Here is a 26,888-nt window from a genome sequence, read left to right as displayed (position 1 = left end):
CCCGCCTGCTCCAACTTGCCGATAATCGAAATCTTGACGTTGCGGAGACACCAGTGATCACAGTTCTTGCCGTGCACTTTGCGGTGGCCGCTGTGGCCCCGCTACTGTTCCGAAAGTTCGGCAGGAATTCCTTCTACGCCCTGGCCGCGGTCCCCGCGGCCTCCTTCGTCTGGCTGCTGCTGCAGCACGGCGCCATCTATTCCGACGCAGGTTCTTCCAGCCCCGGGGCGATCGCCGAAGTGCTGCCCTGGATTCCCGTCCTCCAGCTCGAACTCGCGTTCCGGATGGATGCCCTGGCCTGGGTCATGTCCCTGCTGGTTCTTGGCGTGGGCGCACTGGTGCTGGTCTATTGCGCACGGTATTTCAAGAATAAGGACGACTACCTCGGTGGGTTCGGGGCCCAGCTCCTGGCCTTCGCCGGCGCCATGTTCGGGCTGGTCACCGCTGACGACCTCCTGCTGATGTTCATCTTCTGGGAACTGACCACGGTGCTGTCCTACCTGCTGATCGGCTACGCCCGCACCCGCCTGTCGGCCCGGCGCTCGGCGCTGCAGGCGCTCGTGGTGACCACCGCCGGCGGCCTGGCCATGCTCGTGGGGCTCATCATCCTGGGTTCGGTGGCCGGAACCTACCGGATCGGTGCCATCCTGGACCAGGCTCCGGCGCTCGTCGCAGGCCCCGCAGCAGGGGCCGTGAGCGCCGCCGTCGTGCTCATCCTGGTCGGCGCCATCACCAAATCGGCCCTGGTGCCGTTCCACTTCTGGCTCCCCGGCGCGATGGCCGCTCCCACGCCCGTCAGCGCCTACCTGCACGCCGCCGCCATGGTGAAGGCCGGGATCTACCTGGTGGCCCGCTTGGCCCCGGGATTCGCCGGCACCGCGCCCTGGCTGCCGATCGTGCTCGGCCTGGGCCTGGCCACCATGCTCGTGGGTGGCTACCGGGCGCTGCGGCAAACCGACATCAAACTCATCCTCGCCTACGGCACAGTGAGCCAGCTGGGCTTCCTGACCATGGTGGTGGGACTGGGCACCCCCGAGGCGGCGCTCGCAGGACTCGCCCTGCTCCTGGCGCACGGGCTGTTCAAGGCCACGCTCTTCTTGGTGGTGGGCATCATCGACCACCAGTCCGGGACCCGGGATATCCGCGAACTCTCCGGCGTCTACGGTTCGGCACGGGCCTTGGGCATCGTCGCGGCCATCGGCGCGGCCTCGATGGCGGGCATCCCCCCGCTGGCCGGCTTCGTGGCCAAAGAATCGGTGTTCGAGGCCTTCATCGATTACAGCGAAGGGCCCGCCACCGGCCCCGGCTCCGGGCCGTGGCTGCTCGGCGGCCTGGTACTGGGGTCCATCCTGACCTTCGCCTACAGCGCCCGGTTCCTGTGGGGCGCCTTCGCGGTGAAGCCCGGCGTGGAGCCGACCGCATTCAAGCCGATCAAACCCGCCTTCCTTGCCGCACCGGCGATCCTGAGCCTGCTCACGATCCTCTACGGCCTGTGGCCCGCTGTCGTGGACGGCTGGATCCAGCCCTACGCGGAGCTTTTTGTCGATGGACCAGCTTCCGACGCCGGCACCTCCTCGCCCGGGCACCTGGCGTTGTGGCACGGTTTCACCCTGGCCCTGGGCCTGACCGCGGTAACGTTCGCCTTTGGCGCGGCCATGTTTTACGGGCGCAACGCCGTGGCCAGGCTGCAGTCACGTGTGCCGGGCTGGGTTGACGCCGACGGGGCCTACCAGCAGACGATCGGCGCCCTCGATGATACTGCGGTCTGGGTTACCGGCCGGACCCAGCGAGGCTCGCTGTTCTTCTATCTCTCCGTCATCCTCACGGTGGCGTTTGTCCTGCCGCTGACCGTGCTGCTCCTGGCCGACAAGCCACTGCCGCCCGGCCTCTATGTCATCGATCCGGGCTCGCCGCTGCAGCTGGTGGCCGGCGCCGGCATCGTGATCGGAGCGCTGGCCGCGGTCCGCGCCAACAAGAGGTTCCTGGCCGTCCTCATGGTGTCCGTCACGGGCTACGGGATTGCCCTGGTGTTCGCGCTGCAGGGTGCGCCGGACCTCGCGCTGACCCAGATGCTGGTCGAAACCATCATCTTGGTGGCGTTCGTGCTGGCCATGCGCAGCCTTCCGGCGGAACTGCGGGACCGCACCGGAGGCAAGTACCGGGTCATCCGGGTGGTGATAGGCCTGGCGTTCGGCGTCACCATGATTTTCGTGGCAATCTATGCCCTCGGCGCCCGCGTGGCTCCGCCGGTCTCCCTGCAGTTCCCGCAGCTCGCCTACGAGGGCGGCGGCGGCCTCAACGTGGTCAACGTGACTCTGGTGGACATCCGGGCCTGGGACACCTTTGGTGAGATCTCCGTCCTGGCCTTGGCCGCCACCGGCGTGGCGAGCCTCATCTTCGTCCGGGGCCGCGGCGACCGGGTCCGGACTTCGGCGACCGTCGCGGAAGGGACCGTCGGCCGCCGGGCCGAAGCCAAGGGCGGCACCCGGGACCACGCCGCCCTGGCCATGAGCCGGCGGTTCGCGGTCGCCGCGCGGGACGCGTGGCTGGTGGCCGGCCGGACCCTGGCCCCCGAACGCCGCTCGATCATCTTCGAAGTGGTCACCCGACTGATCTTCCATTCGCTGATCGTGTTCTCTATCTATCTGCTCCTTGCCGGCCACAACCTGCCCGGCGGCGGTTTCGCCGGGGGTTTGACGGCCGGCCTCGCGCTGACCATCCGCTATCTCGCCGGCGGCCGCTTCGAACTTCACGAAGCCACGCCTGTAGGCGCCGGCACCCTGCTGGGAATCGGCCTGGCCACGGCCGCGGCCACCGGAATGACGCCGCTGCTCCTGGGCGGCCAGGTGTTCCAGAGCGCCATTGTGGAGCTTTGGTTGCCCGTGTTCGGTGACATCAAGTTCGTCACCTCGACCATCTTTGATATTGGCGTCTACATCGTGGTGGTCGGGCTGGCCCTGGACGTGCTGCGCAGCCTGGGGGCTGAAATCGACGAGCACTTCGAAGAGGAACAGGCCGCCGGGCCCGCCGAAGACCGGGAAGACGGCGGGGCCGCCGCTGAAACTGTTGACACGGAAGCCATTGCCGGGGGGAAAGCATGAGCGTCAATCTGACCCTGCTGACGGTTATGGGGGCCCTGTACGCCTGCGGCATCTACCTGCTCCTCGAACGCAGCCTCACCCGGGTGCTGCTGGGCCTGATGCTGCTGGCCAACGCCACCAACCTGCTGCTCCTTGCCACCGGCGGCTACGCCGGCCTGGCGCCGATCTTCAACAAGGACACCCCGGCCGGGGACTACAACGACCCCCTGCCGCAAGCCCTGATCCTGACCTCGATCGTGATCTCCTTTGCCGTGACGGCGTTCATGCTGGGCATCATCTACCGGACGTGGGTGCTGGCCCGCCAGGACGAAATCCAGGACGACGCCGAGGACCGCCGCGTCGCCGAAACGCCGAGCTTCGACGCCGAGGACGACGCCGTCATTCCGGTCGAGACCTCGGAGTTTCCGCTGGCCATGATCAAAGCCGCCGCTGAAGAACAGCCCGGCTCCCTGAATGTTGACCCCAGACCGGAAGGAGGCGGAAAGTGAACATCGCCAGCTTTGCCCCGCTCGCCGTCGTACTCCCCATTCTGGGCGCCGCCCTGACCTTCCTGTTGATCCGCTACACCCGGGCGCAGCGGGCGGTCAGCATCGCCCTGCTGACCCTGACCCTGACGCTGGAATGCTGGCTGCTGGCTTCCGTCTGGGAGGGCGGGACGGCCGCGGTCAACATCGGCGGCTGGCTGCCGCCTTGGGGAATCGTGATGGTGGTGGACCAGTTTTCCTCGCTGATGCTCGTGGTGTCCTCGGCCGTGAGCCTCGCCGTGCTGATCTACGCCACGGGACAGGGCATGGCCGACGGTGACCGCGACGCGCCGGTCTCGATCTTCCACCCGACCTACCTGATCCTCGTGGCCGGGGTGTCCAATGCGTTCCTTTCCGGAGACCTCTTCAACCTCTATGTCGGCTTCGAGATCCTGCTGACCGCCAGCTACGTCCTCATCACCCTCGGCGGGACCGGCCCGCGCATCCGGGCCGGTGTGACGTATGTGGTGGTGTCCGTGGTGTCCTCGGTGCTGTTCCTGATCGCGATCGCCATGATCTATGGTGCCACCGGAACCGTCAACATGGCGGACCTCGCCATCAAGCTCGGGGACCTGGACCAGGGCACCCGGACGCTGCTCCACGTCATGCTGCTCGTCGCCTTCGGCATCAAGGCCGCCGTGTTCCCGCTGTCCTTTTGGCTCCCCGACTCGTATCCCACCGCGCCCGCCCCCGTCACCGCCGTGTTTGCCGGGCTGCTGACCAAAGTGGGCGTCTACGCGATGGTCCGCACGGAGACGCTGCTCTTCCCGGGGGATGCGCTCAACGCCCCGCTGATGGTCGCGGCACTGCTGACCATGGTGGTGGGGATTCTGGGCGCCCTGGCCCAAAGCGACATCAAACGTCTCTTGTCCTTCACCCTGGTCAGCCACATCGGCTACATGGTGTTCGGCCTGGCGATGTCCACGGTGGCCGGCCTGGGTGCCGCTGTCTTTTACGTGGCGCACCACATCACCATCCAGACCAGCCTGTTCCTGGTGACCGGCCTGATCGAACGCCGGGGCGGCAGTTCGTCCATGGACCGGGTGGCAGGGCTGGCCAAGCTGTCCCCGGTCCTGGCGGTGCTGTTCTTCATTCCCGCCATGAACCTGGCCGGCATCCCGCCCTTCTCCGGATTCCTCGGCAAGCTGGGGCTCCTGCAGGCAGGTATCGAGCTCGGCACGCCGCTGGCCTATGCCCTGGTGGTTGGCGGCGTGCTGACCAGCCTGCTGACCCTGCTTGCGGTCGCCCGGGTCTGGAACAGGGCGTTCTGGCGCAAGCCGAGCGACGCCGAACACCCGGATCCCGTACTCCTGGCGGCTCCGGAGGACTCCGCCACCGGAGACCGGGCCGGCAGGACAAACGTGACCCTGCTGCCGCGCACCATGGTGGGTTCCACGCTGGGCCTGGTGGTCTTTGGCGTGGCCCTGACGGTTTTCGCCGGGCCGTTCTTCAGGGTGGCCGACCAGTCCGCGCAGCAGATGCTGGACAGGTCCCCGTACATCCAAGCCGTGCTGGGCGAAAACGCTCCTGTGCCGCCCGCGGCGCTGCCGGGGCAGGAGGGAGGCGGGAAATGAGCCGAAAAAGGATCTCCCTGCGGCAGGAGCTGCCGCTGCTGGTGTGGCTCGTGTTTGTCTGGGGCGCCCTGTGGCAGGACTTCAGCCCGGGTAATCTCCTCTTCGGTGCCCTGATCGCCGTGCTCGTGGCGCGCGTCTTGTATCTGCCCCCGGTGGAACTTGGCGGCCGCTTCAACGTACTCCGCGCCGTCCCCTTCGCCCTGGGCTTCATCGGAAAAGTCGCCGTGGCGAGCTTCCAGGTCCTCTACCTTGCCCTGGCCCGGGGGCCGAACGTCATCAGCGCAATAGTCGCTGTGCCGCTGCGGAGCCATTCCGATCTGCTCGTGACGGCCACCGGGCATGTGATCTCGCTGATTCCCGGGTCCCTCGTGGTGGAGGTGGACAGGTCCACCTCCACGCTGTACATCCACGCCATCAACGTCCGCAACGTCCAGGACGCGGCCAAGCTGCGCAAGGAGGTCCGGGACACCGAAGCCGGTCTGATCAGGATCATGGGAACCAAAGAGGAACTTTCCGCGCTCACACAGGAGGTCGCCGCGTGATGCAGATAGTCCTGGCGGTGACCGCCGTCGTCCTTTCCCTGGCCGCCGCGGGGGCGATAGTCCGGATCGCGCGAGGCCCCTCACTGCTCGACCGGGTACTGGCCGCGGACGTGCTGCTGGCGATCTTCGGGGCGGCCTTGTGCGTCGACATGGCCGTCAACCGGCACCTGAACAACCTGATGCTGGTGGTGGCGATGTCCCTTATCGGCTTCGTCGGTTCAGTCACCGTGGCCCGCTTCGTGGCCGACCGGAGGGAGAATCCCCGTGAATCCTGACACAATGATCGACGCGGTTTCCGCGGTGTTCATGGTGACCGGAGCGCTGATGTCCCTCGGCGCCGCGCTCGGGCTGCTGCGGTTCCCGGACCTCATGAGCAGGATGCACGCCGCCACCAAGCCCCAGGTCCTTGGCTTGTTCCTGCTGCTGGCCGCCGTGGGCCTGCAGCTGCGCACTTGGTGGGTGTGGCCCGTCCTGGTGTTGGCCTGGCTCTTCCAGCTGCTCACTGTCCCCGTGTCGGCTCACATGGTGGGACGCGCGGGCTACCGGACCAAACACCTGCACCCGGAGCTGCTGAGCTCCGACGAGCTCGAGGCCGTCGTCCAGCAGGCGGCAGCCAAGCGCGGTCCGGACGAAGACGGGAGATCCGCCTAGACGATGTCCTGGGTCTTGGCGAAGCGGGTGATGGCGCGCTGCGTGCCGCGGTTGGCGAGCACCTGGATGATGGCGCTGACAGAGGCCGAGATCAAGGCGAACGTCAGGGCCGTGCGCAGCGTGGTGGGAACGTCGTCGTCGCCCTTGGGCGGCTTGCTGCCCGTAGATTTTTCCCAGAGGGCGTCCACCAGCTTGGTGCCGGCGAAGCCGGCCGCGAGGCTGACGCCGGTGCCGAGCAGCTTGATGAGCAAGTTCATTCTTCGGTCTCCTTGGGGGCGCGGGACTGGGCTTCCCCTAGCCTAGCTGGCCTGAGGGCGGGACCAGTGCATTGCCGGAGCGGAACGTGGACGCCCGGGTGCCCGGACGTCCCGGCCACAGTTACGGGGTGGTGCTTTCCGGGGCAAGGACGAGCCGGAGGGCCTCCACGACCAGTTCGTGGTCCGCCTTTTGGGGCAGCCCGGAGACGGTCACGACGGCGACGGCCCCCGTGCCGCGCACATAGATGGGGAACGCTCCGCCGTGGGCGGCGAATTCCATCTGATCGAACCAGGCATTGTCCTCAATCAGGCCGCCGGCAGCGCGGGCACGGAGCCCCACCAGCAGGGACGGGACCTCGTACCGCTGGGCGGTGCGCTTCTTGGCGTTGATCCAGCGCTCGTTGTCCGGTGTGGCGCCGTCCAGTGCCGCGTGGAAGAGCACCTGCTCGCCCTTGGTGATGTCGATGGCGATGGGCAGCGAGCGTTGCCGGCCCAGTTCGACAAGGAGGAGCCCGAGGTCCAGGGCGGTGTCCTTGCTGAACGAGGCGAACTGAAGCGCGTCGATTTCGGCCAGCACCCGGCCGATGAGCGCCGCCAGGGAGCCCGGTGGCTGCGGCTCGCTCGAATCGGGGTCGTAGTCCCCGGAGGGACCTGATGCGGCTGGTGTGTGTGTCAAAATGATCCAGCTTTCCGGTGGGAACGAGGCCGCCTCTGGCGGGTCCGGGTGTCCGGCACGATGACTCTACCAAGTGGGGCGTTCCCGGCCGGCGGGCGTCCGGCTGCGGCCCGGCTTGTGACACGGTGCACCGCTGAAATCCCGGCCGTTCGGGTGTAAACTGAGCCAGCCCACAAGGGCGAAATAATTACGACAGGGGAGCGCCGCCGTCGGGCGTCGCCGGAAAAATCCGGGGACACCACTGGTGGGCGCTGAGAGTGCGGACAGCCGCAGACCCTCGAACCTGATCCGGTTAGTACCGGCGCAAGGGAGTCGAGTTCTCAGGGTGCGCGGAGGGCGGCGAAAGCCGAGACCGGCCGGAGCATCCTCCCCTCCTGTTCCTCAGGAGGACGACATGACAGATATTTCAGCACAGCATGATTCCCCCAGCCGCTCATCCGCGCCCCGCACTTACAGCTGGCGCGTGGTGGACATTGTGGTGGCCGCCTTGATCGCCGTGGCCGGCGGCGTCATCTTCTGGGCCTGGTCCCAAGGCGCCAACCTGATTTCGACTCCGGTCAACGCGCTCTACCCGCCGCTGACCGGCCTCTACGCCGGCGGATGGATGATCCCGGCGGTGCTGGGCATGCTCATCATCCGCAAACCCGGAGCGGCGCTCTTCTGCGAATCAGTGGCGGCCACGGGCGAGCTGATCATGGGCTCGCAGTACGGCACCACGGTGCTGATCTCCGGTGTCCTGCAGGGCCTCGGCGCGGAACTGGTCTTCGCGGCGTTCCTCTACAAGAAATTCAACCTGCCGGTGTCCCTGCTGGCCGGGGCCGGCGCGGGCCTCTTCTGCGGCCTGAACGACTCCTTCCTGCCGTGGGGCTGGAACATCGCTTACGAAGCCGGGGACAAGCTCGCCTACATCATCTTCACCACCATCTCCGGCGCAGTGATTGCCGGCGGACTGTCCTGGCTCGCCACCCGTGGGCTGGCCAAAACTGGCGTGCTGGGTTCCTTCGCCTCCCGCAAGGCCGCCACGGAGCCCGTCTTCTCCTGAACCCTTCACTGAACCCTCTCCCGGAATCTGCAGACGACTCATGACATCTATAACCGGCGTTAGGCCCGCCGCCGTCTCGGCCCGCGGCTGGGGCTGGCGGCACGCCGGAAGGTCCCGGCCCGCGGTCCGCGGCCTGGACCTGGACATCCGGCCGGGGGAGCGGGTGCTCCTGCTCGGTCCCTCCGGCGCCGGCAAATCGACGCTCCTCCACGCCCTGGCGGGCGTGCTGGGGGACAGCGCGGCCGGTGCCCCGGGAGCGGGCGGCGACGCCGAAGACTCTGACGAGACCGGAAGCCTGCTGATCGACGGCGCCCCGCCGCGGTCGCAGCGCGGCCGCGCCGGGCTCGTCCAGCAGGACCCGGAAACCCAGGTGGTGCTGTCCCGCCTCGGCGACGACGTCGCCTTCGGCGCGGAAAACCTCTGCGTCCCGGCCGCCGAGATCTGGCCGCGCGTGCGTGAGGCGCTCGACGACGTCGGGCTGGGCAGTCTGCCGCTGGACCACCCGACGTCGGCCCTCTCCGGCGGGCAAAAGCAGCGGCTGGCCCTGGCCGGGATCCTGGCGATGCGGCCGGGGCTGCTGCTGCTCGACGAGCCGACGGCCAATCTCGACCCCGACGGCGTCCTGGAGGTCCGCGACGCCGTCGGCCGTTGCCTGGACAAGACCGGGGCCACCCTGGTGGTGGTGGAGCACCGGGTGGCGGTCTGGAAAGACCTCGTGGACCGGATCGTGGTGCTGCAGCCCGGCTCCGCCACGGAATCCGCGGTGCTGATCGACGGGCCGCCGGACCAGGTCCTGGCGGAGGCGCGGGACATGCTCATTCGCGCCGGAGTCTGGGTCCCCGGCTACGTTCCGCAGACCCGGCCCCGGACTGCGCCCGTTGGGGCCGCCGGGCAGCTGCTGCTCGCGGCGGACGGCCTCGCCGTCTCCCGTGAGCGGCCGCGCCGGGCCGGGTTGCGCGAGCGCTTCCGCAAGATCCCGCCCCGTCCCGTGCAGTCCGGGATCCAAGCCCGGATCCGAGCCGGCGAGGCCCTGACCATCACGGGGCAGAACGGCTCGGGAAAATCGACCCTTGCGCTGACGCTGGCAGGTCTGCTGCCCCCCGTCGCCGGGACGGTGTCCGCCGCGGCGGAACTGATTGGCCGCGTAAGCGATGGCACCGGAGCGGATCCGTACCGGTGGAAAGCCCAGCAGCTGATCTCCAGGATCGGTACCGTGTTCCAGGAACCCGAGCACCAGTTCGTCACCGGACGGGTCCTCGACGAGCTCCTGTTCGGCCCCCGCCACCTCGGCTACGGCGAAGAGCGCGTGGACGAGCTGCTGGAGCGGCTGCGGCTGACGGAGCTCGTGGAGGCCAACCCCTACACGCTCTCCGGCGGCGAGAAACGGCGCCTCTCGGTGGCCACCGTGCTGGCGGCGCACCCGCAGGTGCTGGTCTTGGACGAGCCCACGTTCGGCCAGGACGCCAACACCTGGGCCGAACTCGCCTCCTTCCTCTCCGAACTCCTCGACGCCGGCACCGCCGTCGTATCCGTGACGCACGACGCCGAATTCAGCGCCGTCCTTGGCGGCACGGAGCTGCGCCTCCGCGCCGGGGATGCAGCCGCCGGAACACCAGCGGTCACGGACCGCGGGCTGCCCGAGGCGGCCGCGTCATGAGAGAGGCACTGAGCCTGCGCGGCAACCACGCACTGCTGACCCGCGCCAACCCGCTCGCCAAGTTCACCGCGGTCATGCTGATCACCCTGGTGCTGGCGCTGTCCATCGACTGGGTCTCAGCGTCGGTGGCGCTGGCCTGCGAACTCCTGCTCCTGCCCCTGGCCGGCCTGACCGTGGCGTTGCTGTGGCAGCGCGGCTGGCCGTTGATCCTCGCGGCGGCGCTGGGCGGCTGGAGCACCGCCATCCTCGCGCCGGACGCGGGAGCCGTCCTGTTCGACGCCGGCATCTGGTCCATCAGCGCCGGATCCCTGCAGCTCGGGGTAGGCTTCATGCTCCGCGGGCTCGCGATCGCACTGCCCGCGGTGCTGCTGATGAGCTGCACCGATCCCACGGACCTCGCCGACGCCCTGGCCCAGAAAGCGAAACTGCCGCAGCGGTTCGTCCTGGGCACCTTGGCCGCCATGCGGCTCGTCGGGATCATGGCCGAGCAATGGCAGACCATCGGCATGGCCCGGCGGGCCCGGGGCGTGGGCTCGAGCGGCAACCCGTACCAGCGCGTCCGCGCCACCCTGGGCCAAAGCTTCGGCTTGCTGGTGCAAGCGATCCGGAGCGCTTCCCGGCTCGCGGTGACTATGGAGGCCCGCGGTTTCGGCGGCGCCGCCCGGACCTGGGCCAGGCCGTCCACGTTCAGCGGCCTGGACGCCTGGGTGCTGCTGGTGGGCGTAAGCATCGCGGCGGCCGCCGTCGCCGCGGCCGTCAGCACGGGGACCTGGAATCTCGTCTTCCTCAACCACCAGTAGTCGGTTATCGCATGGTGCGGATATTTGATCGGGCGCTTGTGTGACATTGACGCCATTTCGGCCGGAATGGCAGTTGTATGTAGATCATGGATGATATTTTCGTGGCATGACTCAACCAACTGCTGAACACGTAGGCGTCCTGCTCCGCCAAGCCCGCGCGGACAAGGGCTGGACCCAGGGACAACTCGCCGCCGAACTCGGCACCAGCCAGAGCGCCATTGCCCGGATGGAACAGGGCAAGCAGAACCTGAGCCTGAAGATGATCCAGCGGCTGGAGGCGATCGTCGGGCACAGCATCGTCAACGTGGGCCGGCCCCAGATGACCCACCTCCGGGTCGAAGGCGGCCGCACACTCTCCGGTGCTGTGGACGTCAACAGCAGCAAGAACGCCGGCGTCGCCCTGCTGTGCGCCAGCCTCATCAACCGCGGCACCACCACCCTGCGCCGGCTGGCCCGGATTGAGGAAGTCAACCGGATCGTGGAGGTGCTGACCAGCATCGGCGTCGAATGCACGTGGCTCAACGCGAACGACCTGCAGATCCGCCGTCCCGCGGTCCTGGACCTCGCCTCCATGGACGTGGAGGCCGCCCGTCGGACCCGCAGCGTGATCATGCTCCTGGGACCGCTGCTGGACGAGGCCGACGTCTACCGGCTGCCCTACGCCGGCGGCTGCGACCTCGGCACCCGCACCGTGCAGCCGCACATGCAGGCGCTGCGCCAGTTCGGCCTCAGCGTGGAAGCGAAGTCCGGGTTCTATTCGGTCCAGGCCCCGCCGTCGGACAGCGACGACCGCTCCTTCGTGCTCAGCGAACGCGGTGACACCGTCACCGAGAACGCCATCATGGCCGCCGCGCACCGTCCCGGCACCACCATCATCCGCAATGCCAGCCCCAATTACATGGTGCAGGACCTTTGCTTCTACCTGCAGATGCTCGGGGTGGAGATCGACGGCGTGGGCACCACCACGCTGAAAATCACCGGACGCCCGTCCATCGACGTCGACATCGAATACTTCCCGTCCGAGGACCCCATCGAGGCCATGAGCCTGATCACCGCCGGCATCGTGACGAACTCGGAAGTCACCATTCGGCGTGTCCCGATCGAGTTCATGGAAATTGAGCTCGCGACTCTGGAGCAGATGGGCCAGCAGCTCGAGATCTCAGGCGAATACTTTGCCCGCAACGGACGCACGCGCCTGGTGGATGTCACCACCAAGCCTTCGGAACTGCGGGCCCCGGAGGACAAGATCCATCCCATGCCGTTCCCGGGCCTGAACATTGACAACCTGCCCTTCTTCGCCGTGATCGCCGCGAACGCCTCCGGCCAGACGATGATCCACGACTGGGTCTACGAGAACCGTGCCATCTACCTGACCGAGCTGAACAAGCTGGGCGCCCAGGTGCAGTTGCTCGATCCGCACCGGATCTACGTCAACGGGCCCACCAGGTGGCGTGCCGCCGAGGTGGGCTGCCCGCCGGCCCTCCGCCCGGCCGCCTGCCTGCTGCTGGCCATGCTCGCCGCACGCGGCGTCTCGGAACTGCGGAACATCTACGTCATCGAGCGCGGCTACGAGGACCTGGCCGAGCGGCTCAACACCATCGGCGCGAAGATCGAGTATTTCCAAGACTGATCCCAGACCCGCCCCAGGCAACGCGGGGTCAGATCGAGCCCATTCAGAGCGGTGACATGGGCGCGATCTGACCCCGCGTTGGCGTAGGGCGTTTCGGCGGATCGTGACGCACAATAGGTTTATGCGCACCTTCGGTGTGGAAGAAGAGCTGCTGATAGTTGACCCCGAGTCGGGCATGCTGCTCGCCCTCGCGGACCTGATGCTGCCTGGCCTGGTTCCACCGAAGCAGCCGGCCGCCCGGGTTCGCGCGAGCCAGAAACCGGTCCACGAAGGCGCGGACTTCAGCTACGAGCTCAAGCTCGAACAGATCGAGACCCAGACGCGGCCGTGCCTGGAGTACGCGGAGCTGCTCCGGCAGCTCAGGCATGGCCGGGCCAGGGCGGACCAGGCCGCCCGGGCGCACGGCGGCCGCGTCGCCGCCCTGGCCACGTCACCGCAAGGCGCCGCCACGCACCTGACGCCGAATCCGCGCTACCTGACCATGCAGCAGCGCTTCGGTCTCACCGTCCGGAACCAGCTGACCTGCGGCCTCCACGTCCACACCTTTGTGGAATCCCCGGAGGAGGGTGTCGCCGTGATGGACCGGATCCGCGACAAGCTGGCCGTTCTGATAGCGCTCAGCGCGAATTCCCCGTACTGGAACGGGGCGGAGACCGGATTCGAAAGCTACCGCACCCAGGCGTGGAACCGCTGGCCGGGGTCGGGCCCCACGATGATCTTCGGCAGTCTGCCGGTCTACCGGCGGGTGGTGACCCGGCTGGTGGACAGCGGTGTCCTGATGGACGAGGGCATGGTCTATTTCGACGCGCGGCTGGCCCGGCTGCATCCCACCGTGGAGGTCCGGGTCGCCGATGTCTGCCTGCGGGCCGAGGACGCCGCCCTGATCGCCGTGCTGGTCCGCGCCCTCGTGGAATCGGCGTCGCGGGAATGGAACGACGGCGTCGATCCCGCCCCGGTGCCCACGCTGCTGCTCCGGATGGCCTCATGGCAGGCCAGCAACTGCGGGCTGCGCGGGGACCTCCTGGACTTCGGAACCTTCACCCCCGCTCCGGCCGCGGACGTGGTCAGGGCACTCGTAGACTTTGTCGCCCCCGTACTGGAGGAACAAGGCGAGCTGGACCTGGTGCGCGAAGGCGTCGACCGGATCCTGGCCGAGGGCACGGGCTCGCAGCTGCAGCGCGGCCCGTTCCATGCCGGCGGGCTGCCCGCCGTCGTCGAACGCGCCGTCGAAGTGACCACGCAGGGGTCGGCCGCCGGAGAGCCTGCCGGCAGGAAAGCGGCCCTGCGCCCGGTGCGCCGGGGCTGACCGCGCAGCCTGGGCAAGTGCTCGCCTAGAAGTGCAGCCCTAGACCTGTTTGAGCGCCTGGCCGAGGTCGCGGATCAGGTCCTCGACGTCCTCCAGGCCCACCGAAAGGCGCACCACGCCGTCGCTGAGCCCGATTGCGGCACGGCCTTCCGGGCCCATGGCGCGGTGCGTTGTGGTGGCCGGGTGCGTGATGAGCGACTTCGAATCGCCCAGGTTGTTGGAGATGTCGATAACCCCCAGCGCATCCAGGAGCGCGAAGGCGGCCTCCTTGGCGGTGCGGCCGGGGGAGGGCGAAAGCTCCAGCGTGAGCACAGTGCCGCCGGCCTTCATCTGCTTCACCGCGAGGTCGTACTGCGGGTGGGACCGGAGCAGCGGGTACTTCACCCAGTTCACCGCGGGCTGCGCCTCGAGCCATTCAGCCAGCCGGAGGGCTGAGGCGGAGGAGTGGTTGACGCGCAGGGCCATGGTCTCCAGGCCCTTGGCCAGGACCCAGGCGTTGAAGGCCGAGAGGGCCGGCCCGGTGTGCCGCATGAGCTGCTTGACGGGGCCGTCGATGAATTCCCGGGTGCCCAGGATCGCCCCGCCCAGCACGCGCCCCTGGCCGTCGATGTGCTTGGTGCCGGAGTAGACGATCACGTCCGCGCCGAGGTCTCCGCACCGCTGCAGGAGCGGGGTGGCGAAGACGTTGTCCACCACCACGGTGGCGCCCGCCGCGTGCGCCAGCTCGCTCACCGCGGCGATGTCCACGATTTCCTGCATCGGGTTCGACGGCGACTCGAAGAAGACCGCGGTCGTCGGCTCGGACAGCGCAGCCTCCCACTGGTCCAGGTCCGGGCCGTCAACGAAGACCGTTTCCACACCCCACCGCGGCAGGATCTCGTTGAGGATCACGAAGCACGAGCCGAACAGGGACCGGGCGGCCACCACCCGGTCACCGGCCCCCAGCAGCGCGCCCAGGGCGGTGAAGACGGCGGACATTCCGGACGCCGTCGCAAAACACGCTTCGGTGCCCTCGAGCAGCCGGAGCCGCTCCTGGAAGGTCGCGACAGACGGGTTGCCGTAGCGGGAGTAGACGAAGCGCTCTTCCTCCCCCGTGAAGGCGCGCTCGGCGGCGGCCGCGGACTCGTACACGAATCCGGAGTTGAGGAAGATCGGCTCGGTGGTTTCCTGGAAGTTTGTGCGGTCAAGGCCGCCACGGACTGCCTGGGTTTCGGCAGCCCAGCCTGCGGCGTCGGGATTGAAGGTCACTTAAATCTTTCCGAGGTTGGTGGGCAGGCCGCGGTTCTTCCAGCCGTTGACGGTGCGCTCTCCAAAGCGGTCAGTCTCGCCTTCGAAGCCCTCAAGCACGTTGTAAGAGGTGTAGCCGGCGGCGGTCGCTGCGGTCGCGGCGGCGACCGAGCGGACGCCGGAGCGGCACAGGAAGACCAGCTCGACGGCGGTGTCCTCCGGGGCCTGCTGCCTGAGCTGTTCCACGAAGTGCGGGTTTGGCAGGCCGCCGGCGAGGTTCCACTGGATGAAGAGCGGATCGTTTTCCGTGGCTTTGGTGTCCGGGATGCCGATGTGGGCCCATTCGCCCTCGGTCCGGACGTCCACCAGGATGGCTCCCGTTCCCAGCTTTGCCCACGCCTCCTGCGGGGTGAGGTCGCCGGCGTAGCTCATGCGTGGCCCTCGAAGGCTTCATCCGCGCCGAACTCCTCACCGTCGAGTTCATCGACAGCGTTTGCCACGGCGGCATCCGCGCTCGCGATTGCGGCGGGCAGGACCAGTGCCTGCGCCACGATCACCGTGCTGCCGTTGAAGGTGGCGGAGGGGCTTCCGTGCAGGACATACCCCTCGGCCAGGGCGGCCGACACGCGCTCGCAGAAGGCGCGGTCATCCGCGCCGGTGAACAGCCGGTAGGCCAGCTTTTCCTCGGCGGCGGCTGCTGCACTGGGGGCGGCTGCCGTCACGGGTACTGGGGTTGTGGATGTGTCGGGCACGACGGATCTCCTCTTTCACGCTTGCAGCTCGAATGGTCGATATGCCGAGTATTCACCTGAGGCACCCCGCCGCGAAAGGGAGGGTTGCCGACCGGCCAGTCAGGGCTTGGCACCGGTTCTCATTACTCCCCAAAAACGTAACACTTACGACGCCGGCCCGCACCGCCGCCGTCGTCATGTTCCGTAACCGGGCGGGCGGCGCCCGCAGCGAGTAGTACCGGCCTTCATTTCGGGTACCGGCCACTCGTGTTCGAACGCAGGTTGCGCACTTTACTAAGGGGAGCGGCCGACGTGTCAGCCGGTGGGACGCTCGCCACGAAGCAAGTTGTCTGTAAATCGGATGGTCACTCCCGCAAATTTTTCTGCAAATAGGTCGCTCGGAACTGCCGGAGCCGCAGCCGCGGCCGGCAAGTGACGACGGAATGGAGCAACAGTGGGCCCGCGCATACTGGTAACCGGCATTGCAGGCGCCGCCGGACAGGCTGTCGGTGCCCAGCTCGCCGCCCGCGGCGTCCCCCACTTCGGATCTGACGCGCGTGGCGATGCCCGCCAGGCTTCGGACGACCCGGCAGAAGCCACGGTCAGGCTCCTGCCGGCGACCGATCCTGACATGGTCCTGGACCTGCGCCGCCTGGTGGACCGGGAATCCATCAACGTCATCATCCCCACGCTCAGCGTGGAACTTCCGGTCCTGGCCGCGGCGCGCGCCGGATTCGGTCCGGACGTGCGGATCATCGTCGGCGAACCTGCCGCCGTGGCCCTCGCCAACGACCATCTGTTCACGGCCTGGGCGCTGCAGGCAGCCGGCATTCCCGTTCCCCGGTTCGGGGTTCCGGGCGACCTCGCCGCCGCGCCGGCATCCCTGGCCGGCCTCAACGGCCCGGTTGTCGTCAAGCCGCGGGTCTTCAAAGGCACGCGCGCCGTCCACCTGCTGGCCGGTACCGGCTCCGTTAATTGGCAGCTCATGCCGGCCGGGCAACTGGTCCAGGAGTTCATCCCGGGCGCCGACTTCGTGGTCCTGGTGTTCGGCACCCCTGCCCGCAACGCCATGGCGCCGGTGGCGGTGGTCCTTGAGAAGACAAAAACGCCGTACGGACGGGTGGGCAGCGACGAGGTCAGCCGCCGGGTGCCGGCCGCCGAGGCAGGGGACGTGCGGAAGCTCGGCCTGGCCGCCGTCCGGACGCTAGGCCTTACGGGCCCGGTCCAGGTCCAGATCCGCCGCCGCGCCGACGGCACCCCCGTGGTGCTGGGCGTCTGCGCGACGCTGGGGGAGAACAGCAAGTGGGCGCCGGAACTGCTCGACGCCGTGCTGGCAACCTTCATGCTCCCGTCGTTTAACCCGGCATCCTTCCGCCGGTGCCCGGCAGTTCCCGCGGCTGCCCTGGGGTAAGGCGGGCTGTGGGTTTTTGGCGCGTGGCTGTCCCTCGCCGTCGCTGATTCTCCCCACCTTTGGGGCCGCCCGACGGCGTGTCCCGGCAATCGCCGTCGTTACCGGGGTGCAGGGCCGCAAAGCCGGGAGGGAATCAGCGCGCCAGCCTCCGTGGAGCCCGGTCCCGCCGCTGCTATTCGATCGTGGCGAACAGGGCGTTGAGTTCGGACGTGAGCTGGCGCCGCAGTTCCGGGGTGCCGATTTCCTGGCCGTCGATGTGGTTCACGGGCGCCAGGAGCCGGATGCTCGAGATCAGCCAGACGGCGTCGGCGTCCAGCAGGTCCTTCGGCTCCAGTGGACCGTAGCCCAGCTCCCAGCCGGCGGCCTTCGCGGCGGTAAACAGGGCGCCCTGCGAGGTGCCGGGCAGGATGCCGCTGTCCAGCTGGGGTGTGATGAGCCGCCGGACCGTGCGTTCGCCGCCGACGCCGTCGTCTTCGGTTTCCAGATGCGCCAGCAGAACGGTCGACGTCGGTCCCTCCAGGACACGGCCGTCCGCCGAGGTGAAGATGACGTCGTCTGCGCCGTGCTGATGGGCGTAGCGCAGCGCTGCCATGTTTACGGCGTAGGAGAGGGTCTTGGCGCCGAGCAGGAGCCAGGGGGCGCGCTCGCCGACCTCGCTGTCGTAGCCGCGGTCCAGCAGGAGAACGTCGATTCCCGTGTCGCGCTGCCGGCGGCCCGCGGCTGCGGGGGCGGAGGCCTGTACCCAGCAGGTGGGGGCGGCCGCGCCCTCCGGCCCGCGGGTGACAATCAGCTTCACCACGACCTCGTCCTCTGCCGGGCTGCTCGGCACAGCCGCGGCGGGAGTCTGGCGCCGGTACTCGGCGATGGCGGTGTCCACCGCGCGGCGCCAGGCATCCTCCGCGGGGATGTCCAGTTCCAGCAGGCGGGCCGAGCCGGCCAGCCGGGTCAGGTGCGCCTGGATCTTGCGGGGCCGGCCGCCCACGGCCAGCAGCGATTCGAAGACGCCGTCGCCGCGGGTGGCACCCAGGTCCGTGGCCATCAGCTGAGGCTTCGACGCGTCGGCAACGCGGCCGCCGTCGAACGCCGGGTCCAGGAAGACCAGCACGGTAGCGGGCGCAGGGACAGGGGCGGGAGAGGTCATGGCACCAGCTTAGTCCCGGCGGTCCCGGGATAGGATTTGCTCGTTGCCCGTTCCGGAACTCTTCCGCGGGCCTAAAGCGTGAGGGGTTCGCCTGTGCTGTGGCAATTTCCGCTGGCGGAGACTTTACCGTCCTGGGCGGTTCTGATCCTGACCCTGGCCGATTTCGCCATCCGGGTCCTGGTCCTGGGCATCATCCCCGGAAACCGGCGGCCCACCACCGCGATGGCCTGGCTGCTGTGCATCTTCATTGTGCCCACCGTGGGCCTTCTTTTGTTCCTGTTGTTCGGCAACTTCCGGCTCTCCCGACGCCGCCGGGCCCAGCAGGAGGCGGTCAACAACCGGATCCGGGCGGGGACGTCGGAACTGCTGACTGTCGAAAGCCGCTACGACGGACCTGAATGGGTGGCATCCGCCTCCGAACTGAACAAGACGCTGGGATCGCTGCCGATGGTGGACGGCAACAGCGTTGAGCTGCTGCCCGGCTACCCCAACTCCATCAAGGCAATGGCCGAGGCTGTCCGCGGCGCCAAATGGTTTGTCAACGCCGAGTTTTACATTATGAGCTCGGACCATGTCACGGACGACCTGCTGACCGCACTCGAGGAAGCCGCGGAGCGCGGCGTCGAGGTCCGCGTCCTCTTTGACCACCTCGGCACGCTCCGAATCAAGGGCTACCGCCGCCTGAAGAAGAGGCTGAACGCCAGCAAGATCCGCTGGCGGCCTATGCTGCCGCTGAGCCCGGTGACCGGCCAGTGGCGCCGGCCGGATCTTCGCAACCACCGCAAGATCATGGTGATCGACGGCGAAATCGCCTTCACCGGATCCCAGAACCTGATCGAGCCCTCCTACAACAATCCCAAGCACCGCAAGGTGGGCCGCGAATGGGTGGAGCTCATGGCCTGCCTGCGCGGGCCGATTGTCACCACCCTGAACGTGGTCTTCGCGACCGACTGGTTGAGCGAAACCGACGAATCCATTGAGGATCAGCTGGAACACCAGCCGGAACCCCACCCCGGCAACGTGACGGCACAGGTGGTTCCGAGCGGCCCCGGGTTCATCACCGAGAACAACCTGCGGCTCTTCAACACCCTTATCTACTCGGCGCAGCACAAGATTTCGCTCTGCAGCCCCTACTTCGTTCCTGATGACTCGCTACTTTATGCGGTGACAACGGCGGCGCAGCGGGGCGTCGAGGTGGAACTCTTCGTCTCGGAAAAGGGTGACCAGTTCCTCGTCCACCACGCCCAGCAGTCGTACTACCAGGCCCTGCTCGAGGCCGGCGTGCGGATATACCTCTACAAGGCCCCGTTCGTGCTGCACGCCAAGCACTTCACCATTGACAACGAGGTTGCCGTCCTGGGCTCCAGCAACATGGACATGCGCTCCTTCTCGCTGAACCTCGAGGTGTCCGTGATGCTCCTCGGAGAGGACATTGTCCAGCGGATCCGTGCCGTGGAGGACACCTACCGCAGCATCTCGCACGAACTTTTGTTGGATGACTGGATGGAACGGCCCATGACGAACAAATACGTGGACAACGTGGCCAGGCTTTCGGCCGTGCTCCAGTAGCCGGACCTCCGGCGGGAATGACCTTCGGCAGCCTTCGGGAAACTCAGCCTTCCGGAAACTCAGCCTTCCGGAAATCCGGCGCCGAGCGCCGAAAGCACGCCGAACGCCTTGGCCCGGATTTCCTCGTACTCCTCCTGGAGGGTCGAGTCGGCGGTGACGGCGCCGCCGACGCCGAGGCTCAGTTCGGCCGTTCCGTCGCCGGGGCCGGAAATCACCAGGGTCCGGATGGCCACGGCAAGATCGGCGGCCCCGTTGAGGGAGAAGTAGCCGATCGCGCCGGAGTAGACGCCGCGGGGCGCGGCCTCCAGCCGGTCCAGGATGGCCATGGTGCTGACCTTGGGTGCGCCGGTCATGGAGCCGGCCGGAAAACAGGCGGCCACCGCCTCGGCCCGGGGCATGCCGGGCCGAAGCCGCGCGTCGATGGTGCTCACCATCTGGTGCACCGTGGCGTAGCTTTCGATCGCGCACAGCCGGCTCACGGACACCGACCCCGGTACGGCGAAGTGGCTGAGGTCGTTGCGCAGCAGATCCACGATCATGATATTCTCGGCGCGGTCCTTGCCCGAGGACTCCAGCTCCTGGCGCAGGGCCGTGTCCGTGGACGGGTCCTCGTCCCGGCGGCGGGTGCCCTTGATCGGCTCCGCCCGCATGGCGCCGTCGGCCGCGATCTGCAGGAAACGCTCCGGGGACGTGCTCGCTACCGTGAGCCCGCCGAACCGCAGATAGCTGGCGAAGGGCGCCGGGTTCCGGCGCCGCAGCTCCAGGTACGTCTGCCACGGATCCAGGCCGTCCCGGCCGGCGGGAATGGCGGCGGTGAGGGCGGTGGTCAGGCAGACCTCGTACGTGTTGCCTTCGGCGATCTCACGCTGGGCCTCGGCGATCTTTGCCTTGTAGCCGGCTTCCGCGTCCCTGGCCGTGAACGCGGGTGCCTGGACTGCGGGGGCCCCGGCTTGGTCGGCCGCGCCGGATGCGGCTGACGCGGCCTCCACAGCGGTGCGGGCCGCGGCGAGCCAGCCGTCGGCGTCGGGCGCGTCCAGGGCCAGCAGCCAGGCCGAACCCTCGGCATGGTCCAGGACCACAGCGCGGCCGGCGAAGATCAGGCAGGCGTCCGGGGTGGCGGCCGCGACGTCAGTGCCGCCGGTTTCGCGCTTGAGCTCGTACCCCAGGTATCCGAGCCAGCCCAGCGTGAACTCACACGGGTAAGCCTCGGGGGCGCGGAACGCCGGAAGGCCCCAGACGGAGTCGAGCCAGCGGAAGAACGAGCCATCGGTGGTGACCGTGGCCTGTCCCGTGTCGACGCGGGTGACTCCGGAACTGTGCCGGACCGCCTGGCCGAAGCGGCCGCCGTCGTCGGCCAGGATGCTGAAGCGGCTGCGTTGTGCAGCCTCCGGCGCCAGCCCTGCGGGGTCCAGCGAGGAGTCGAGCCACACGGCGTTCGTGGAGCCGCCGAAGAGCGCCGTAAACAGCCGCGCGGCCTCGGGGTGGGCGTCGATCCGTTCGGCCCGGAGCGCCAGGCCGCCGCGGCCGGCAAGTTCGGGCAGCAGGGTGGGGGCGATGGCAGGAAGATACTCAAGGGCTTGCAGGACGTCGTCGGGGGCCGCACCGTCCGCTCGGTTGGACACGTGCACATCGGCGCGGGCGGGGACGTCGTCGGCCGCGAGCCACTCCGCTTCCTGGGCCGCCCACTGGTCCCAGAAGGGTTCGTACGTGTCGCCGTCCCGGGCCAGCGCGCGGGTCCGGCGGTCGGAGTCGGAGGAGTCCGCCCAGATCACGGCGTCCAGCAGGGGGAGCGCCGCTGCTGCGCCGGCGCCGACGCCCTCCACCAGGATGATTTCGGCCGGGCGGGTGGTGCGGGACCCGCCGTCGTAATGCCGCTCCCAGTCCCAGCTGACCCATTCCGCGGTCTCCCCGCGCCGCAGGGGCGAGAGCACGGTGGTGACGTAGCGTTCGATGCCGGCCGCCAGCCCGTTCCAGCCCGGGTAGATGTCCTCAAGGTGGAAAAGCGAGACCTTGTGGTGCTCGCGGAGCCGTGCCGCCAACTCGATGGCAAGGGTGGTCTTGCCGGAGCCGGACCGCCCGTCGATGGCGATAATGACGGGTGCGGGGCTCATGAAATAGAGCGTACCCGCTGCCCTGCGTTGTGTTGATTGTTGCTGTGGTGCTGGCCGTCCTGCCCCTGAAGCTGGGCGCGCACGTGCTCCATGATTCCCGGTACTGAGGCCTGGATAAGGTCCCAGGTGGTGTCGAAGTCGGTGTGGCCGCCGTACCAGGGGTCCTCGATGCCCTGTTCCAGGGCATCCTTGTCCGCGACGGCGGGGTCGAAGCTGCGGAGCATGCGGATCTTGGCGAGCGATGCGCGGTCCGGGGCCGCCTGCCGGAGCCAGCCGTAGTGGTCGACATCGAGCGCCAAGATGAGCTCGCGGCTGCCGAACCATTCGGGGCGCCATTCGCGCGCCACGTGACGGTCGGAGGCGATGCTGTGGGCTGCGAGTTTGCGTGCGGCCCGGGGATCGATGGGCCGGCCGGCCTCATAAGCTGTGGTGCCGGCGGAATCCACCACGGCGCCGGTGAGGCGCTTGGCCCGGAATGCCTCCGCCAGCATGAGTTCGGCCATCGGCGACCGGCAGATGTTTCCGGTGCAGACCGCGATGATCCGGTACTGGCTCGACATTGAGTTCATAGCTCAGCATGAACGATGTCCTACCTTCTTGGCTAGCTGCTCCCTCGAAGTGTTACAAAATTTGTCAATTACTCACCCATTTTTTGTCATGCTCCTTCCTCAGCCGCTACCGTTCCGGAGGTGCTGGAGCAGTGCGTCCAGGATGGGCAGCTGGCCCTTCACGAGCCTGGACCGGGCGTCGGGCTCCGTGGTCCATTCCGCGCGGTCGATCTCCGGGAAGCTGCTGATGGTGCCGGAGCCTTTCGGCCACTCCAGGGTGAAAGTGTTGCTTACGACGTGTTCGGGCTGAAAGTCCGCTTCGGCGGTGAAGACCGTGATGACCTTGCCGGAGGGCTGCCGGAAGTTGCCGAGCGGGTGGTAGTCGGCGGCCGGCGCCGGAGTGCCGATCTCCTCCGCGAACTCACGGTGCGCAGCCGTCAGCGGGTCCTCGCCGGGGGCGTATTCACCCTTGGGGATGGACCAGGCGTGCGCCTCCTTGCGGGCCCAGAACGGTCCGCCCATGTGGGCGATCCAGACCTCCACCGGGGAGGCGCTGTCCGGCCCGGACGCGGTCCCCGGCCAAACTTCGTGGCCCAGCCTGTACAGCAAAATGCCTGCGCTCCGAACGGCCATGGCTCCTCCCGTCCCTAGGGTAGTCCGTGGGGCGTGCCGCGATCAGGCCGCCGGACCCCACAGCGCTTTGCGGAGCAGGCCCTTGAGCGCCGCGATTTCGGTGCCGCTGAGGCCGGTGAGGGCTGCAGTCTCTGCCGCGCGTGCTGCTGCCTCTGCCTGCCGGAACAGGGCGGACCCCTCCGCCGTCGCGGAGACGATCTTGGCCCGCCGGTCCTGTTTGCCGGGGGCCCGCATGACCAGCCCCCGCTTTTCCAGTTCATCGATGATGGAGACGATCTGGCTGGGATCCAGGCTGAGGAACTCCGCCATCTCGCGCTGCGTCGGCTCCAGTTCGCTGTTGGCCAGGGCAAGGACCGAGTACGAGCGCTCCTTGAGCTCGAATTCGGCCAGCGCGCGGTTGTTCAGGACCGAGCCCGCCGCATGCAGTTTGGCCAGCAGGAAGCCCGCGTCCTGGCTGATCGTCGCCGCCATGAGCTTCTCGGCCGGTGCGTTATCCAGTTGCTCCACCACTTCGGTCGCCATGCCAACTCCAATAGTCCCAAAAATAAATCGTTGACTTTTTCAACTATCCATATTTTCATGGATACAGAACAGCATCCCACGCCGCCGGCCAGGATGCACAAGGCAGCTAGCGAAGGAGCAGCGATGAGCTTGTCAGGCAAAGTAGCAATCGTCACCGGAAGCGGCCGGGGCCTGGGCCTCGCCTACGCCCGCGAACTGGCCCGTCAGGGCGCCGCCGTCATCATCAATGACGTCGACGCCGAGGTTGCCGGCGAGGCGGTCCGGACCATCGAGTCCGACGGCGGCCGCGCTGCCGCCGTCGTCGCCCCGGTGGGCAGCTCAGAGGTCGCCCGGCAACTAGTACAGGCAGCCGTCCAGGAATTCGGCCGGCTGGACATTCTGGTCACGAACGCCGGCATCCTGCGGGACAAGAGCCTGCTGAAGATGACGGACGAGGACTTCGACGCCGTCATTAACGTCCACCTGCGCGGCACCTTCACCTGCGTCCGGGAGGCCTTCGGCTACTTCAAGGAGCACGGCATCTCCGGCCGCATCATCACCATTGGCTCCCCGACCGGCCAGCGCGGCAACTTCGGCCAGACCAACTACGCCGCCGCCAAGGCCGGAATAGTGGGCATGGTCCGCACCTGGGCGCTGGAGATGAAGAAGGCAGGCGTCACCGCCAACGCCGTCATACCGGTCGCCGCGACGGCCATGACCAAAACCGTCCCGTACTTCCAGAAGGCCGTCGAGGCGGACGAGCGCGGTGAGGCCATGCCCACCTTCTTCCGCCACGACCTCGGTTTCGGAACGGCCGACGACGTCGCCGGGCTCGTCGCCTTCCTCGCCTCCGACGCCGCTGCCGGCGTCACCGGCCAGGCGATCGGCGCCGGCGGCGACCGGCTGCAGCTCTGGACCCATCCCGAGGCGGCCGCCACCGAGTACCGTGCGGGCGGCTGGGGCTACCAGGATCTCGTCGAGAACTTTGGCGCGCTCTTCGGCGACAAGCTGCAGGGCGTCGGCGAGGAGTTCCTGCCGCTGCCGGCGGAACTGCAGCCGACACAGCCCGAACCAGCACAGCCCGAAGTGCCGGCCGAGGCCCGCTGACCATGGCCGCCAGCCGCTACGAACTCGGCGTCGATGCCTCGCAGCTTGATGCGATCGACATGCACGTGCACCTCGAGGTGGACGGCCACGGCCACGAATCCCTGCCGCCGGCCCTGACCGAGGCCTCGGCCAAGTACTTCAAGGCCGAGGACCGGACCCCCTCCCTGGACCGCATCGCGGAGATCTACCGCGGACTGAACATGGCCGCCGTCGTCTTCACCGTGGACGCCCGGACCCAGCTCAAACACGAACCCAACAGCATCCCCGACCTCATCGCCGGCGCCGCCCGCAACAACGATGTCCTCATCCCCTTCGGCAGCGTCGACCCCCGCACCGGTGCTGAAGCCCTCCAGGGCGCCAAGCACCAGGCAATCGACCTCGGCGCCCGTGGGTTCAAGTTCCACCCCAGCCTGCAGGGATTCGACCCGTCCAACGAGCGGTTCTACCCGCTGTGGGAAACCCTCCAGGAACTGGGACTGCCGGCCATCTTCCACACCGGCCAGAACGGCATGGGCGCCGGTCTCCCGGGCGGGTACGGCATCAAGCTGGCCTACTCCAACCCGCTCCTGCTCGACGCCGTCGCGGCGGACTTTCCGGAACTGCAGATCATCATGGCCCACCCCTCGGTGCCCTGGCAGGACGAGGCCAACTCTATCGCCACCCACAAGTCCAACGTGTTCATCGACCTCTCCGGCTGGTCCCCGAAGTACTTCCCGGAGTCCCTGGTCCGGATGGCCAACTCCGTGCTGCAGGACAAGGTGCTGTTCGGCACCGACTTCCCACTGATCACCCCGCAGAAGTGGCTGGGCGCCTTCGCGGACCTCCCGCTCAAGGACGAGGTCCGGCCCAAGATCCTCAAGGACAATGCCGTGCGCCTGCTCGGGTTGGGTGGCTGAGATGAGCGTGGAAACCGCGCCCCAGAAAACAGCACGGAAGCGCCTCTACAGCGTCTGCGACTACTACGACGCCGAATCCCTTCTCACCGACGGGGAACGGCGGGTGCTGGCGCGGCTGCGGAAGTTCCTCGACGAACAGGCCCGCCCGCTCCTGGCCGACTACTGGGAGCGCGGCGAGTTCCCGGACCAGTTGGCTCGGCCCCTGATTGACCTGGACTTGATGGAGCCGGCCGAACTGACCAGCGCCCGGGGTGCAGACCGCAGCCCCGCCCGGGGCATCTACCAGGGCTTCCGGATCTTCGAACTCGCCCGCACCGATGCCTCGCTGGCCACCTGGTACACGGCCCAGGCCGGGCTGTTCCGCACGGCCATCCGGGTCGGTGCCTCCGCGGAGCAGCAGGCCGAATGGATGCCGAAAGTCATTGATTTCTCGCTCAAGGGCGTCTTCTCGCTGACCGAACCGGAGTCCGGCTCTGACATCGCCGGTGGGCTGTCCACAACGGCGGGGCGGGTCCGCGACGGCGGCGGCGACTACTGGATTCTCGACGGGTCCAAGCGCTGGATCGGCGGCGCCGCCACGGCCGACGTGCTGGCCGTGTTTGCCCGTGATGTGGCCGACGGCCAGGTCAAGGCCTTCCTGGTGGACCGCGAGGCGGCCGGTGTGACCCTGGAGAAGATCTACGGCAAGACGGCCTTGCGGATGATGCAGAACGCCCACATCACCCTCGACGGCGTCCGCGTCCCGGAGTCGCGGAGGCTGCACAACGTGAACTCATTCCGGGACGTCGCCGCGATGCTGCGGGCCATGCGCTCCGATGTCGCCTGGATCGCCACCGGCCTCCAGGCCGGAGCCTTCGAGGCGGCCCTCCGCTACGTCACGCAACGGCAGCAGTTCGGCCGCCCGCTGGGCTCCTTCCAGCTGGTCCAGGAAAAGCTCGCCCGGATGCTCGGCAACGTCACGTCCTCCCTGTCCCTCGTGGTCCGCCTGACCGCACAGCAGGACAGGGGCATCTACCGCGACCAGGACTCCGCCCTGGCAAAAATGCAGACGTCGCTGCTGATGCGCGAGACCGTGGCCCTGGCCCGGGAGGTGGTCGGCGGGAACGGCATTACGCTCGCGGCGGACGTCGCCCGGTTCCACGCCGACGCCGAGGCCGTCTACTCCTACGAAGGAACCCACGAAATCAACGCCCTCATCGTCGGACGCGCACTCACCGGGGAAAGCGCCTTTACCCGCTGATCCTGATCCCACC

The 26,888-nt window shown here is 68.1% G+C and carries 26 protein-coding genes and 2 riboswitches; of the genes, 16 read left to right on the top strand and 10 right to left on the bottom strand.

Translation table 11 applies throughout. The features are described 5' to 3' along the window. Positions 1-53 precede the first annotated feature (53 nt). Genes BM372_RS05380 through mnhG form a run of 6 tightly spaced genes read left to right on the top strand, consistent with a single transcriptional unit; the run spans position 54 to position 6,392 of the window. On the top strand, positions 54-3,101 hold the full coding sequence (locus BM372_RS05380) for a Na+/H+ antiporter subunit A (RefSeq protein WP_090952747.1): 3,048 nt from the start codon (positions 54-56) through the stop codon (positions 3,099-3,101). Beyond that, positions 3,098-3,589 (top strand): Na(+)/H(+) antiporter subunit C, encoded by a 492-nt coding sequence (locus BM372_RS05375; protein ID WP_090952745.1) that lies wholly within the window; start codon positions 3,098-3,100, stop codon positions 3,587-3,589. The genes BM372_RS05380 and BM372_RS05375 overlap by 4 nt, the downstream gene beginning before the upstream one ends. Continuing rightward, the gene (locus BM372_RS05370) at positions 3,586-5,199 is read left to right on the top strand and encodes a Na+/H+ antiporter subunit D (protein WP_090952742.1); all 1,614 of its coding nucleotides are present in this window, start codon (positions 3,586-3,588) and stop codon (positions 5,197-5,199) included. Before BM372_RS05375 ends, BM372_RS05370 begins: the two co-directional genes overlap by 4 nt. Next, positions 5,196-5,741, top strand: a complete 546-nt coding sequence (locus tag BM372_RS05365; protein ID WP_090952740.1) for a Na+/H+ antiporter subunit E — start codon at positions 5,196-5,198, stop codon at positions 5,739-5,741. The genes BM372_RS05370 and BM372_RS05365 overlap by 4 nt, the downstream gene beginning before the upstream one ends. Next, positions 5,738-6,016, top strand: coding sequence for an MrpF/PhaF family protein (locus BM372_RS05360; RefSeq protein ID WP_090952738.1), 279 nt, complete (start codon positions 5,738-5,740; stop codon positions 6,014-6,016). Before BM372_RS05365 ends, BM372_RS05360 begins: the two co-directional genes overlap by 4 nt. A 4-nt stretch (positions 6,017-6,020) precedes the next feature. Then, positions 6,021-6,392, top strand: coding sequence for a monovalent cation/H(+) antiporter subunit G (gene mnhG, locus BM372_RS05355; protein WP_090952736.1), 372 nt, complete (start codon positions 6,021-6,023; stop codon positions 6,390-6,392). On the opposite strand, the gene BM372_RS05350 is transcribed toward mnhG, so the two are convergent. Both BM372_RS05350 and BM372_RS05345 read right to left on the bottom strand, forming a co-directional pair. Beyond that, a complete protein-coding gene (locus BM372_RS05350; protein ID WP_090952734.1) occupies positions 6,389-6,649 on the bottom strand; it encodes a DUF4235 domain-containing protein in 261 nt (86 codons plus the stop codon). The two genes, mnhG and BM372_RS05350, sit on opposite strands and share 4 nt — an antisense overlap. A gap of 121 nt (positions 6,650-6,770) precedes the next feature. Next, the gene (locus BM372_RS05345) at positions 6,771-7,325 is read right to left on the bottom strand and encodes a heme-degrading domain-containing protein (RefSeq protein ID WP_090952732.1); all 555 of its coding nucleotides are present in this window, start codon (positions 7,323-7,325) and stop codon (positions 6,771-6,773) included. Between the two features lie 184 nt (positions 7,326-7,509). Continuing rightward, a riboswitch (TPP riboswitch) is annotated at positions 7,510-7,653 on the top strand. A gap of 66 nt (positions 7,654-7,719) precedes the next feature. On the opposite strand from BM372_RS05345, the gene BM372_RS05340 reads away from it, so the two are divergent. From BM372_RS05340 to BM372_RS05320, 5 genes are all read left to right on the top strand, one after another. After that, on the top strand, positions 7,720-8,367 hold the full coding sequence (locus tag BM372_RS05340; protein ID WP_090952730.1) for an ECF transporter S component: 648 nt from the start codon (positions 7,720-7,722) through the stop codon (positions 8,365-8,367). Positions 8,368-8,407: 40 nt separating this feature from the next. Then, positions 8,408-10,024 (top strand): ABC transporter ATP-binding protein, encoded by a 1,617-nt coding sequence (locus BM372_RS05335; protein ID WP_090952728.1) that lies wholly within the window; start codon positions 8,408-8,410, stop codon positions 10,022-10,024. Beyond that, positions 10,021-10,824, top strand: coding sequence for an energy-coupling factor transporter transmembrane component T family protein (locus BM372_RS05330; RefSeq protein WP_090952726.1), 804 nt, complete (start codon positions 10,021-10,023; stop codon positions 10,822-10,824). The genes BM372_RS05335 and BM372_RS05330 overlap by 4 nt, the downstream gene beginning before the upstream one ends. A 106-nt stretch (positions 10,825-10,930) precedes the next feature. Continuing rightward, positions 10,931-12,454, top strand: a complete 1,524-nt coding sequence (locus BM372_RS05325) for a UDP-N-acetylglucosamine 1-carboxyvinyltransferase (protein ID WP_090952724.1) — start codon at positions 10,931-10,933, stop codon at positions 12,452-12,454. A 121-nt stretch (positions 12,455-12,575) separates the two neighbouring features. After that, positions 12,576-13,760 (top strand): glutamate--cysteine ligase, encoded by a 1,185-nt coding sequence (locus BM372_RS05320; RefSeq protein ID WP_090952722.1) that lies wholly within the window; start codon positions 12,576-12,578, stop codon positions 13,758-13,760. Positions 13,761-13,799: 39 nt separating this feature from the next. Here BM372_RS05320 and BM372_RS05315 read toward each other — a convergent pair whose 3' ends face one another. Genes BM372_RS05315 through BM372_RS05305 form a run of 3 tightly spaced genes read right to left on the bottom strand, consistent with a single transcriptional unit; the run spans position 13,800 to position 15,709 of the window. Then, positions 13,800-15,008, bottom strand: a complete 1,209-nt coding sequence (locus BM372_RS05315) for an O-succinylhomoserine sulfhydrylase (RefSeq protein WP_090952720.1) — start codon at positions 15,006-15,008, stop codon at positions 13,800-13,802. Next, positions 15,009-15,419, bottom strand: a complete 411-nt coding sequence (locus BM372_RS05310) for a rhodanese-like domain-containing protein (protein ID WP_090952718.1) — start codon at positions 15,417-15,419, stop codon at positions 15,009-15,011. Beyond that, positions 15,416-15,709 carry a DUF1737 domain-containing protein gene (locus BM372_RS05305; protein ID WP_090953019.1) on the bottom strand — a complete coding sequence of 98 codons (294 nt, stop codon included), beginning with the start codon at positions 15,707-15,709 and terminating at the stop codon, positions 15,416-15,418. Before BM372_RS05305 ends, BM372_RS05310 begins: the two co-directional genes overlap by 4 nt. A 42-nt stretch (positions 15,710-15,751) precedes the next feature. Continuing rightward, positions 15,752-15,866, bottom strand: a riboswitch (SAM riboswitch). A gap of 306 nt (positions 15,867-16,172) precedes the next feature. Here BM372_RS05305 and BM372_RS05300 point away from each other — a divergent pair. Continuing rightward, positions 16,173-17,129 carry an ATP-grasp domain-containing protein gene (locus BM372_RS05300; protein ID WP_090952717.1) on the top strand — a complete coding sequence of 319 codons (957 nt, stop codon included), beginning with the start codon at positions 16,173-16,175 and terminating at the stop codon, positions 17,127-17,129. A gap of 172 nt (positions 17,130-17,301) precedes the next feature. On the opposite strand, the gene BM372_RS05295 is transcribed toward BM372_RS05300, so the two are convergent. Beyond that, positions 17,302-18,270 (bottom strand): aminodeoxychorismate lyase, encoded by a 969-nt coding sequence (locus BM372_RS05295; RefSeq protein WP_090952715.1) that lies wholly within the window; start codon positions 18,268-18,270, stop codon positions 17,302-17,304. 93 nt (positions 18,271-18,363) lie between these two features. Here BM372_RS05295 and cls point away from each other — a divergent pair, with 93 nt between their 5' ends. Continuing rightward, positions 18,364-19,839, top strand: a complete 1,476-nt coding sequence (cls, locus tag BM372_RS05290; RefSeq protein ID WP_371261698.1) for a cardiolipin synthase — start codon at positions 18,364-18,366, stop codon at positions 19,837-19,839. A gap of 59 nt (positions 19,840-19,898) precedes the next feature. Here cls and pabB read toward each other — a convergent pair whose 3' ends face one another. The 4 genes from pabB to BM372_RS05270 form a co-directional block, all read right to left on the bottom strand. Continuing rightward, the gene (pabB, locus tag BM372_RS05285) at positions 19,899-21,950 is read right to left on the bottom strand and encodes an aminodeoxychorismate synthase component I (RefSeq protein ID WP_090952713.1); all 2,052 of its coding nucleotides are present in this window, start codon (positions 21,948-21,950) and stop codon (positions 19,899-19,901) included. Beyond that, on the bottom strand, positions 21,947-22,519 hold the full coding sequence (locus BM372_RS05280) for a low molecular weight protein-tyrosine-phosphatase (protein WP_090952711.1): 573 nt from the start codon (positions 22,517-22,519) through the stop codon (positions 21,947-21,949). The genes pabB and BM372_RS05280 overlap by 4 nt, the downstream gene beginning before the upstream one ends. Positions 22,520-22,618: 99 nt before the next feature. Further along, positions 22,619-23,131 (bottom strand): NUDIX hydrolase, encoded by a 513-nt coding sequence (locus BM372_RS05275; RefSeq protein ID WP_090952709.1) that lies wholly within the window; start codon positions 23,129-23,131, stop codon positions 22,619-22,621. A 42-nt stretch (positions 23,132-23,173) separates the two neighbouring features. After that, positions 23,174-23,653, bottom strand: coding sequence for a MarR family winged helix-turn-helix transcriptional regulator (locus BM372_RS05270; RefSeq protein ID WP_090952707.1), 480 nt, complete (start codon positions 23,651-23,653; stop codon positions 23,174-23,176). 123 nt (positions 23,654-23,776) lie between these two features. Here BM372_RS05270 and BM372_RS05265 point away from each other — a divergent pair, with 123 nt between their 5' ends. The 3 genes from BM372_RS05265 to BM372_RS05255 are packed head-to-tail and all read left to right on the top strand — an operon-like array spanning position 23,777 to position 26,875. Further along, on the top strand, positions 23,777-24,739 hold the full coding sequence (locus tag BM372_RS05265) for an SDR family oxidoreductase (RefSeq protein WP_090952705.1): 963 nt from the start codon (positions 23,777-23,779) through the stop codon (positions 24,737-24,739). A gap of 2 nt (positions 24,740-24,741) precedes the next feature. Then, positions 24,742-25,635, top strand: coding sequence for an amidohydrolase family protein (locus BM372_RS05260; protein ID WP_090952703.1), 894 nt, complete (start codon positions 24,742-24,744; stop codon positions 25,633-25,635). Position 25,636: 1 nt separating this feature from the next. Continuing rightward, on the top strand, positions 25,637-26,875 hold the full coding sequence (locus tag BM372_RS05255) for an acyl-CoA dehydrogenase family protein (RefSeq protein WP_090952701.1): 1,239 nt from the start codon (positions 25,637-25,639) through the stop codon (positions 26,873-26,875). Positions 26,876-26,888 lie beyond the last annotated feature (13 nt).

Origin of the sequence: Arthrobacter sp. ov118, assembly GCF_900116495.1 — a bacterium.
Classification (GTDB): domain Bacteria; phylum Actinomycetota; class Actinomycetes; order Actinomycetales; family Micrococcaceae; genus Arthrobacter.
The sequence above is the reverse complement of the archived record's forward strand: the minus strand, read 5'-3'. Positions and strand labels throughout refer to the sequence as shown.

What these genes read in the sequence shown, in the direction of transcription:
- BM372_RS05375 (WP_090952745.1), top strand. Translation starts at nt 3,098, where the DNA reads ATGAGCGTCAATCTGACCCTGCTGACGGTTATGGGGGCCCTGTACGCC.
- BM372_RS05365 (WP_090952740.1), top strand. Translation starts at nt 5,196, where the DNA reads ATGAGCCGAAAAAGGATCTCCCTGCGGCAGGAGCTGCCGCTGCTGGTG.
- mnhG (WP_090952736.1), top strand. Translation starts at nt 6,021, where the DNA reads ATGATCGACGCGGTTTCCGCGGTGTTCATGGTGACCGGAGCGCTGATG.
- BM372_RS05350 (WP_090952734.1), bottom strand. Translation starts at nt 6,649, where the DNA reads ATGAACTTGCTCATCAAGCTGCTCGGCACCGGCGTCAGCCTCGCGGCC.
- BM372_RS05340 (WP_090952730.1), top strand. Translation starts at nt 7,720, where the DNA reads ATGACAGATATTTCAGCACAGCATGATTCCCCCAGCCGCTCATCCGCG.
- BM372_RS05335 (WP_090952728.1), top strand. Translation starts at nt 8,408, where the DNA reads ATGACATCTATAACCGGCGTTAGGCCCGCCGCCGTCTCGGCCCGCGGC.
- BM372_RS05330 (WP_090952726.1), top strand. Translation starts at nt 10,021, where the DNA reads ATGAGAGAGGCACTGAGCCTGCGCGGCAACCACGCACTGCTGACCCGC.
- BM372_RS05325 (WP_090952724.1), top strand. Translation starts at nt 10,931, where the DNA reads ATGACTCAACCAACTGCTGAACACGTAGGCGTCCTGCTCCGCCAAGCC.
- BM372_RS05320 (WP_090952722.1), top strand. Translation starts at nt 12,576, where the DNA reads ATGCGCACCTTCGGTGTGGAAGAAGAGCTGCTGATAGTTGACCCCGAG.
- BM372_RS05310 (WP_090952718.1), bottom strand. Translation starts at nt 15,419, where the DNA reads ATGAGCTACGCCGGCGACCTCACCCCGCAGGAGGCGTGGGCAAAGCTG.
- BM372_RS05295 (WP_090952715.1), bottom strand. Translation starts at nt 18,270, where the DNA reads ATGACCTCTCCCGCCCCTGTCCCTGCGCCCGCTACCGTGCTGGTCTTC.
- pabB (WP_090952713.1), bottom strand. Translation starts at nt 21,950, where the DNA reads ATGAGCCCCGCACCCGTCATTATCGCCATCGACGGGCGGTCCGGCTCC.
- BM372_RS05280 (WP_090952711.1), bottom strand. Translation starts at nt 22,519, where the DNA reads ATGAACTCAATGTCGAGCCAGTACCGGATCATCGCGGTCTGCACCGGA.
- BM372_RS05275 (WP_090952709.1), bottom strand. Translation starts at nt 23,131, where the DNA reads ATGGCCGTTCGGAGCGCAGGCATTTTGCTGTACAGGCTGGGCCACGAA.
- BM372_RS05270 (WP_090952707.1), bottom strand. Translation starts at nt 23,653, where the DNA reads ATGGCGACCGAAGTGGTGGAGCAACTGGATAACGCACCGGCCGAGAAG.
- BM372_RS05265 (WP_090952705.1), top strand. Translation starts at nt 23,777, where the DNA reads ATGAGCTTGTCAGGCAAAGTAGCAATCGTCACCGGAAGCGGCCGGGGC.
- BM372_RS05260 (WP_090952703.1), top strand. Translation starts at nt 24,742, where the DNA reads ATGGCCGCCAGCCGCTACGAACTCGGCGTCGATGCCTCGCAGCTTGAT.
- BM372_RS05255 (WP_090952701.1), top strand. Translation starts at nt 25,637, where the DNA reads ATGAGCGTGGAAACCGCGCCCCAGAAAACAGCACGGAAGCGCCTCTAC.